Origin of the sequence: Humibacillus sp. DSM 29435 (genome assembly GCF_001758225.1) — a bacterium.
GTDB lineage: Bacteria > Actinomycetota > Actinomycetes > Actinomycetales > Dermatophilaceae > DSM-29435.
Genome location: NZ_MAST01000038.1, coordinates 1 through 7,993 on the forward strand (window position 1 = coordinate 1; position 7,993 = coordinate 7,993).

Genomic DNA, 7,993 nt, shown 5'->3' on the forward strand with positions numbered 1-7,993 from the left:
TGGGCGAGTGCGAACCACGCCTGATCCGGGCTCGGTTGTTCGACTTCTACGACGCGGCCGCGCGAGCTGAGATGGAGGAGACCACCCGCCTGGCGCGCACGATCGAGACGTGGTGGCCGGCCGTGCTGGTCGCGTTGACCGAGGATGTGACCAACGCCCGCACTGAGGGCTTCAACCGGATCATCAAACAGACCAAGCGTGTCGGATGCGGGTTCACCAACATGGACAACTACCGAAGGCGCATCATGGTCCACATCGCCCTCACCCGAGGGCAGAGACCAGCAGCATGAATCAGGTACCGCCCCGCTCAAATGCGGAGAGCCATTTACGGACTAGTCTTCTGTCGCCCTGGCGGGCGGCCCGTTCCGGGCTGAAAATGCACCATCAGCATCACCAGTCTCACCCGCATCTATTTTCGAGTTAGCGGATGTTCAAGATAGGTGCCCCGCACGCCGAAAGCATTTCCTAGGAACGAAGAGACTGCCGCCACCACTAGACCTTGGCGCGGTGAGAGGCTCGGGGCGTGTCGGACAGCAAGTTCATGCGCTCATGCTCCGAGGCCGTCGTGCGCGACCTGGCCGCCACCACCAGTTTGAGCATCGAGCTGTCGATCAACCCCGACCCTCACAACGGGATCGGCGCCGTCGTTCACGAAACCGGCACCCATCGGAGAGCCCCCCGTATGGGATGCCCTCGGATACCTCAATGGGGGTGACAGTCTGGCCATCCATCCACCGTCCAGGCCAACGGAACTGTGGCCCGACAGTGGGAGCCGCACCGAGGTCACCAGCCGTATCGCCTTCTCAGCGCAGGACCTTTTTCAGGTGCTGCTGTGGAGGGAGGGCCTGGACCCCACCTGGCCGGTGTGTCCGGAACATGGTCGACACCCCCTCTACGTGCGGCAGCGCTCGGACCTCACGACAAGCAGCGAGGGGCATTCCCCCCTCGGAGAGACCGATTCAGCGGCCCGGTGGGACTGTCCCGCGGGCACAACGACCATCCCCATCGGGAGCCTTCACCCACCACAGGAATAACGGCCAGACGAGCGCATGATGCTGCCACGAGCAGGACGGGACGTCCGACTCGGCCGCGTGTCGGTTGAGGAGCGGCCCTACAGAATGAGGAGATGACACCCGTTCGAGCCATCTTCGTCTTCACGGCCGACCAGGACCTTCTCGCGTTCCCTAGCCTGGAGGACGCGGCCGGTTACATGGAGGCCGTCGACGTCGAGGCGGCCGAGTACCCGGCGATCTACACCGACCAAGGCAACGTCATCGAGGCTTCTGCGGCTGGCCAGACGGTCGTATTGACCGACACCGGCCGCAACGACAGCGGCGACCTCACGTTCCGAATCAGGCGCTACGCCCAGATGGTGGGCGTTCCTATTCCGACGGATCGAGTCGCGTTCGCCAATGCCCTGCTCAGGGACGAATGGGAAGCTCGCTGGCCGCAACGACCGCGGTGGCTCTCGCGCCGAATCTACGGCGAAACGCCCCCGAGCGTGTGACCGGTGGCACGAGCAGCAATATTCGGAACTGCCGCAGGGCGGGTGCGTTCGGCCGCAACGGAAGGAGGAGAGCACGAACCAGCCCGGACCGTTGCAGGCCAGCCAGTGCGCCCGCGGGTTGCTCATTCCTCGAACACCCCCGACCCGGCCCCTTCGGGGTGCTCGGCGTAGTACCGCTCGAACACGTCCAGGTCATCGGCGTGACCGTTCCCTGCCCGGGCCGCTGCGTGGGGTCGGGGAGCGGTAGTCGGCTGATCAGGTCGATGACCCCAGGCAGTGACGCCCGATCCGTCGCTGAGAGCGCGTCGTCCTCGTCAGACCGGTCGCTCTTCTGACAGGCCAGGCGCAGGGCGAGGTTGCGTTCCCGGCGGCCGTCATCGACGTCGACCAGCAAGGGCCACTTGCCCGGGTGGGCCCCGCCGTGGCAGGAGCGCCGGCCCCGGTAGAGGTTCAGGGCCGGCCCGTCGTAGCTTCACGTCGACGACGACAACGGCTCCGGCGGCCAGGCGCAGCAGGTAGTCCGGCACGTGCCGGCGGCTCGAGTCGCCGGTATCGCCGGTGATACCGAACGGTTGGCTGGCGATCGCGACCACGTCCCGGTCGAAGTCGGCCAGCATCAGCCGGTCCCGCTCCGACAGGCTCTCGTGGCCGACCAGGTCACCGGTAGTCGCTGACCACCACCAGCCCGGGTAGTGCCGCATCCCCGTATACGAGCCGAACCGACGCACGGGGAGCCCAGCTGCCACCAGATCGGGCCGGGCCGCAGCCAACGACGTCCTCGCCCTGGCAGGACGTGTAGCGAAACTCCACCTCGCCTCGCGGCGACCGGCTCACACCCACAGGCTCCACCCTCGCGACAAGAAAGCCGAGACAACGACAAGTTAATCCGGATCCCACAAGTGTGTAGGTTCCCGCCCGACCTGTCACAGGGGCGAGCCCTGACCTGCAGCGCGAGATGCCGGGACGGCTGTCGGCCCACTAACTTGTCCGGATCCTCAGCAGGCACGTGTTTCCGGACATGCCGATGAGCGGACGTTGGTCGAGAGTCCGTTGGGCCGTTCGGGTCAGCCACATGCCACCAACGGTCTCTGCTGACCAGTAGTCGGGTGCCGATGGTCGGCTGCGCACAACCGACCCAGGTGACCGTCAGTAAGCGTGCACCTCGGAGAGGGTAGCCAGGACGTGCAGGCGCGTTTTCGATCGGCGCTCGTCCACCCGGACCCTTCCGGAAGAAGGCAGCCGACCCTGCCGACGGACATAAGCGGCTCTTGGTACTTGAGCGGGGCGCTGGGTAGTTGATGGGGCTCGTGGCCCCGCATGCTGTTGATCTCTTACAACGCGACAACAGCGAGGCCACGAGCATGAACGAGAGTACGTCAGTGCTGTTCGGGTTGGAGGACGAGTTCGCCGTCCTGCAGCTGAACCGAATCGATCCGAGCACGGTCCGCGTCATCATCGAGGTGAGCGATCGGGAGGGCGCCTGCCCGGGCTGTGGGGTGCTCACCTCGAGGGTCAAGGAGCGGCCCCTGGTGCGGGTGAAAGACCTGCCCGCCTGCGGCCAGGCGACGCAGTTGTGGTGGCTCAAGCGGCGCCTACTCTGCCGCGAAGCGGCCTGTCCTACAGGGTCGTTCACGCAGCAGTCGGTCGCGGTACCGGCCCGGGCCAGGCTCACGAGCCGGTTGCGGGAAAAGATCGGCTCCGCGATTGCATCAGGCAACCGCGCGGTCAGCGAGGTCGCCGCCGAGTACCAGGTGGCGTGGGCGACGGCCCATCGAGCGCTCATCACCCTGGCGGCCCGGTGGCTGCCCGAGCCGGAGCCGACCCGGGTGCTCGGCATCGATGAGACCCGCGCCCGGTCGGTGCGGTGGGTGCTGGAAGAAGCCGGGTGGAAGCGCTCAGACCCCTGGATGACCTCCTTCGTCAACGCTGACACCACGACTGCGGGGCGGCTGCTCGGGCTCACGCCGGGACGCTCCGGGGGGTGCGTGATCGAGTGGCTCGCGCTACAAACCCCGGCGTTCCGGGCTGGTGTCGAAGTGGTCGTGATCGACCCGTCCGCGCCGTACGCGGCCGGTATCCGCACCGCTTTGCCGGGTGCGCGGATCGCGGTCGACAAGTGGCACCTCGTCGCCCTCGCGAACCTGATGGTCACCCAAGTGAGGCAGCGGATCGCCCGGCAGCTGCACGGGCGCCGCGGTGTCGCCACCGACAAGGTCTGGGCCTCGAGGCAGCTGTTGCTGACCGGGTTCGAACACCTCAGCGTGCGCCAGCGAGCCCGGTTCAACGCCGCCCTCGCCGCGGAAGACCCGACCAATGAGATCGGCGCCGCGCACGCCGTGAAGGAACGCCTACGGCTGCTGCTCGGCGAGTCCGAACCGGTCAAGATCCGAGCCCGGTTGTTCGACTTCTACGACGCCGCAGCCAGGGCTGACACCGAAGAGACGACCCGCCTCGCCGGCACGATCGAGACGTGGTGGCCGGCCGTGCTGGTCGCGCTGACCGAGGACGTGACGGACGCCAGAACCGAGGGCTTCAACCGGATCATCAAGCAGACCAAGCGTGTCGGGTGCGGCTTCAGCAACATGGACAACTACCGAAGGCGCATCATGGTCCACATCGCCCTCACTCGAGGGCAGAGAACGGCAGCATGAAATCAAGTACCGCCCCGCTCAAATACGGAGAGCCACATAAGCAGCGGGCATTCCGTCGTCACCTTCGGGATCCTGTGTTGAGGAGGTTGCCCCTCTCAGGGCGGTCACGCTGGCGGTCACGCTGGCTCTCATCGATTCATCCGCTCACCCGCAAACCCGAATGTGGCTCCGACATGACAGGGCTTAGTTCAGTGGTGGTCGCGGGCGTCTTCGTAAACCAGCATGGGTTTTACTGAGGCAGGTAGCAGATCGTCGTCATCGAACTGCTCCGGCGGACCGTCTGGCAGCAACTCAGCGATCGAATGGAACAGGTGTCGCAAGGAGGATTCGTCGAACGTCTCCGGCCGATCCGTGGCGCGTAGACGCAAAAGACCCGTTTCCCACTCCACTACCTCAAAAAGGTGGCTTTTGGCATAGGCGCGGTGACCGGCACTCATCTGTGCAGCGAGTCGCGGCGGGACCCACGTCATCCAGTCGTAACCGCGCAACTGTCTCATCTGCCAGCCCTGGTTCGGGCCCAGTTGTGCATGGTGGTCTTCTGCGAAACTGGGAAGGCGTCCCGCGTGTCCTACCTGCCCATACGTAAGGTCGCGCGCTGAAGCAATGTTATCGGCGATCCTATAGATTGCTTCGCGCGCCAAGCTAGGGAGCGCCCAGAGAGCGCAGTCCAGTCGAAGTTCTTGCCCAATAGCAGTCTCACCCAGATCGGTTGGAATCAAACCAATCTCAAAGTCGATGGAAATTGATGGGACACCTCGAATCTCTCGGTAACTGTTGCCGCCGATTACGTTTCTCCGTCGCTTGAGCGCTCGGGAAAAACTTACGGTTGGCTCCAGGACGCTGCCGGTGACTCGGAAACTGTTCGGGGGCGCCACAAGCACCAGCCGACCAACCTCACCGACGTCGTTCCCATCGAAAGGCGGGAAATTCTCACGGAGCGCGGCTTCGATCCTGTCAGTCCATTCGTCGGCCAAGATCAGGGACTCATCTCGGCCGGAGGTGCGAAACCACATCGAGATGGACAGCTGGCGCATCCACGCCTCATGTGCCGTCTCTACGGTGCGCCCTTGGCTCATGACACCAGTATTGGCACGCGAACGGGCATCGGGACACTCGCCCCCGGAACAACCGGCCCTACAACCATCACAGTCTTTGCCCAGCCGGGCAGCAGCGTGTCGACAACACCCGCCTGATACGTAGATCGCAGCACCTGAGCGAAGTTGACGGTGCCACTTCCCGATCCCTTCAGCGAGTCGACTCGGTCCGTCCCGACTACGACAAGATCCACGAGCTCATCGAGAAGACCATCAGACCACCCGTGCCGAAGGCCAACAGAGGCACCTGCACTCCGACCAAGCCGACTCCGACACCGGCGACGCCGAACCCGACCACCAAGCCCTACTCGCAGTGCTGAGCACTAACCAGGCCGCACTCCACCGCTGCCCTCACGGCGTCGCCCGCGGCCACGTCGAAGCAACAACAGGCGGCGCACCCCAAGCGCCGGATGGGCCGGATGGTCAACGGCGAGGCCCAACACGCCCTGGTCGAACGTCCGACTTGCCGCGTTGAGGACGGCTACGCTCGTCCGATCTTGCCGCGTTGAGGACGGCTACGCTCGTCCGATCTTGCCGCGGAGCGGGTGAAAGGCCACGAAGTGCGGGCCACGTGGCCTCTGAGTTGGGGCGGTTCAGAACCTAGGCTCGAACGGTGAGCGAGCGATCATCCTGGACCACCACCACGCACGAGTGGAGGAGCGACGTCGATCCCGAACACCTCGCCGACGTGAGGCGCCGACTCGGTTAACCCGGCGCGGCCGGCGGCCGGCGCCACCTCATCCTCGAAGTGCTGGCCTACGCCAACGACGAGGCGCACAGCCAGAGTCGAACCGGCCACGCCACCGTGATCCTGCACGCCGACGGGCACGTCACCATTGACGACGATGGTCGAGGCACCGATACACGACGAGACAGCGACGGGCGGATTGTTCGCAAGCCCGTCATGGCCACCGCCGACGTGCGCTTCGCCGATCCTGCTGGCTCCCCCCTGCTCCCGGATGGCCTCCCGCGATGGGGCATGTCGACGGTCGCGGCGCTCAGCAGCGAACTGATTCACGACAACCACCGCAACGACGGATCGTGGTCCCAGACCTACCGTCGCGGCATCCCTGACGAAGAGCTCGCACCCTTGGAGCCTCGCGTGCGGAGCGGGACGAGCGTCACCTTCCGAACCGAGATCACTGGCCCCTCAGCACCGACCGACCAGGATCTGCTGGCATTCCCGTCACTCCGCGTCGACCTCATCTGACCAGGCACACCCACTCAATCTCATGCCGCGGAGCGGGTGCGTTTGGCGTGGAGTGCCACGTGGGGCCAGCTTCACCGGTGCGAGGGGATCCACGTTGGGTTGACGTAGCCACCGCCCGCACGGCCGCGTCCCAAGAACCGTCCTGAGTGGTTACCGCTGGTAGCCGATGTTTGGTGAGAGGTCGCCCTTATTGGTTCGGTGCCTCGAGGCGTTCGCCGCGCACGAAGCCGCGATCGGAGGCGTCGGCGTTGGGTCGGCCCATCCACGTGCTCGCCATGGCTGCGGTAGAGACCACGAGGGAGATCAGCGTCACGAGGACCCACTGTAGGAAGGTGGCCTGTGACTCCAGGGTCACGGGGCTTGTCGCTCGACTGGAATCAATGTCCAGTTGCGCGAAGGACATCCAAATGTTGTACCAGTTCATCGCGGCGATGCACGCTCCCGCGGCGATCAACAGCCCAACGGTTACAGCCCAGCGCGACCAGTGAGACCTCGTTGCTGACATGCCAAGAGGTTAGCGTTGGGATGGGCGGCCAGTGCGGGTTAGACGATCGCTCCCCGGGCCGGGTCCTTGGTGTTGGGATCTCCGACTTGGGAACGGCAATGTTCGCCTGAACCCGCGGAGACGGGAACGTCCGCTATTGCCGCGGAGCGGGTGCAACCGGCGCCAGCGACTGCGCCCCATCCCGCTGTTGGGCACCCGAAGTTGCGGCCGACGGCACCCGTCCGCGCGTCAGTCGGCCAGAGACCGCGAGTATGCGAGGAGCTTGTCTTTGTTCCGGCCCAGTTCTTTGACATCGAAGCCGAGGTTGGCGCTGGCCTGTGTGGACGTCAGCGCAAAACGGTCGGTGCCGGCGGTGACCTCAACCCGGTCGAGGTTGGCGATCGTCCCGAGGAGCAGCGTGGCCTGCGGGGTGAAGTCGACGGTGTTGAACGGCTTGTCCAGGGCGGTGTAGGCCACCGTCAGCGCGTACGGCGTGGACTCGGTGTGCAGGGTGAGCGTTTGCGTGCCCATGGCACCGAACCCGGCGTCAGCGGTGAGGGCGATGACCTTGGAGTTCTCACCCAGGTGAGCCGTGCGGCTCTGCCACATGCTGTCGGCCTGGCTCACTGCACTACTCGGAGCCGGCTCGGGCCCCGTGGTGCATCCAGTGAGGGCCACGACCCCGAGCAGCATCGCGCAGACCATTTTTGGTACCACTGCAGATCTCCCGTTCGCTCACGGGCGCCCCAGGCGCAGGGTCGCGACATGACTGTAGCCGGTGGTGCAGGGGGTCCCGCTTCGCTCAGGGCTCGAGGGCCCGCTTCGCAGCGTTCTCTCGTTGGCATCTGCGCATGTTCATGACGGTGACGCAGGCGCGTCAGAAACGATGGCTCCAAGTGTGCGCGCATCCGCCGTGTTGAGGACGGTTACGCCCGCCCGGTTATCCGGGTGAGACGTTTACCGGATTTGCCGCGTTGAGGACGGCTACGCTCGTCCGACTCTGCCGCGTTGAGGACGGCTACGCTCGTCCGACTCTGCCGCGTTGAG

Annotated in this window: 8 protein-coding genes; 4 read left to right on the plus strand and 4 right to left on the minus strand. The window is 65.3% G+C overall.

Annotation, left to right across the window (positions count from 1 at the left end; all coding sequences use genetic code 11):
- On the plus strand, positions 1–290 hold a 290-nt coding region (locus BA895_RS17975), incomplete at its 5' end, for a transposase (protein ID WP_139142756.1).
- 836 nt (positions 291–1,126) lie between these two features.
- A complete protein-coding gene (locus BA895_RS17980; RefSeq protein ID WP_070193274.1) occupies positions 1,127–1,507 on the plus strand; it encodes a hypothetical protein in 381 nt (126 codons plus the stop codon).
- 374 nt (positions 1,508–1,881) lie between these two features.
- On the opposite strand, the gene BA895_RS17985 is transcribed toward BA895_RS17980, so the two are convergent.
- Positions 1,882–2,208, minus strand: a complete 327-nt coding sequence (locus BA895_RS17985; protein WP_070193275.1) for a TnsA-like heteromeric transposase endonuclease subunit — start codon at positions 2,206–2,208, stop codon at positions 1,882–1,884.
- Positions 2,209–2,868: 660 nt separating this feature from the next.
- On the opposite strand from BA895_RS17985, the gene BA895_RS17990 reads away from it, so the two are divergent.
- Positions 2,869–4,158 carry an ISL3 family transposase gene (locus tag BA895_RS17990; RefSeq protein WP_070193276.1) on the plus strand — a complete coding sequence of 430 codons (1,290 nt, stop codon included), beginning with the start codon at positions 2,869–2,871 and terminating at the stop codon, positions 4,156–4,158.
- Between the two features lie 188 nt (positions 4,159–4,346).
- Here BA895_RS17990 and BA895_RS23695 read toward each other — a convergent pair whose 3' ends face one another.
- Positions 4,347–5,234 (minus strand): hypothetical protein, encoded by an 888-nt coding sequence (locus tag BA895_RS23695; RefSeq protein ID WP_139142757.1) that lies wholly within the window; start codon positions 5,232–5,234, stop codon positions 4,347–4,349.
- Positions 5,235–6,000: 766 nt separating this feature from the next.
- On the opposite strand from BA895_RS23695, the gene BA895_RS18000 reads away from it, so the two are divergent.
- Complete coding sequence (locus BA895_RS18000; protein WP_139142758.1) at positions 6,001–6,462, plus strand: ATP-binding protein; 462 nt, start codon at positions 6,001–6,003, stop codon at positions 6,460–6,462.
- Positions 6,463–6,649: 187 nt separating this feature from the next.
- Here BA895_RS18000 and BA895_RS24750 read toward each other — a convergent pair whose 3' ends face one another.
- Both BA895_RS24750 and BA895_RS18005 read right to left on the minus strand, forming a co-directional pair.
- Positions 6,650–6,775: a hypothetical protein gene (locus BA895_RS24750; protein ID WP_256388458.1), complete on the minus strand. Its 126-nt coding sequence runs from the start codon at positions 6,773–6,775 to the stop codon at positions 6,650–6,652.
- Positions 6,776–7,195: 420 nt separating this feature from the next.
- Complete coding sequence (locus BA895_RS18005; protein WP_175442377.1) at positions 7,196–7,573, minus strand: DUF4825 domain-containing protein; 378 nt, start codon at positions 7,571–7,573, stop codon at positions 7,196–7,198.
- Positions 7,574–7,993 lie beyond the last annotated feature (420 nt).

Excerpts from the sequence above, each read along its gene's own strand:
- BA895_RS17990 (WP_070193276.1), top strand. The coding sequence starts at position 2,869 with ATGAACGAGAGTACGTCAGTGCTGTTCGGGTTGGAGGACGAGTTCGCC.
- BA895_RS17985 (WP_070193275.1), bottom strand. The coding sequence starts at position 2,208 with ATGCGGCACTACCCGGGCTGGTGGTGGTCAGCGACTACCGGTGACCTG.
- BA895_RS23695 (WP_139142757.1), bottom strand. The coding sequence starts at position 5,234 with ATGAGCCAAGGGCGCACCGTAGAGACGGCACATGAGGCGTGGATGCGC.
- BA895_RS17980 (WP_070193274.1), top strand. The coding sequence starts at position 1,127 with ATGACACCCGTTCGAGCCATCTTCGTCTTCACGGCCGACCAGGACCTT.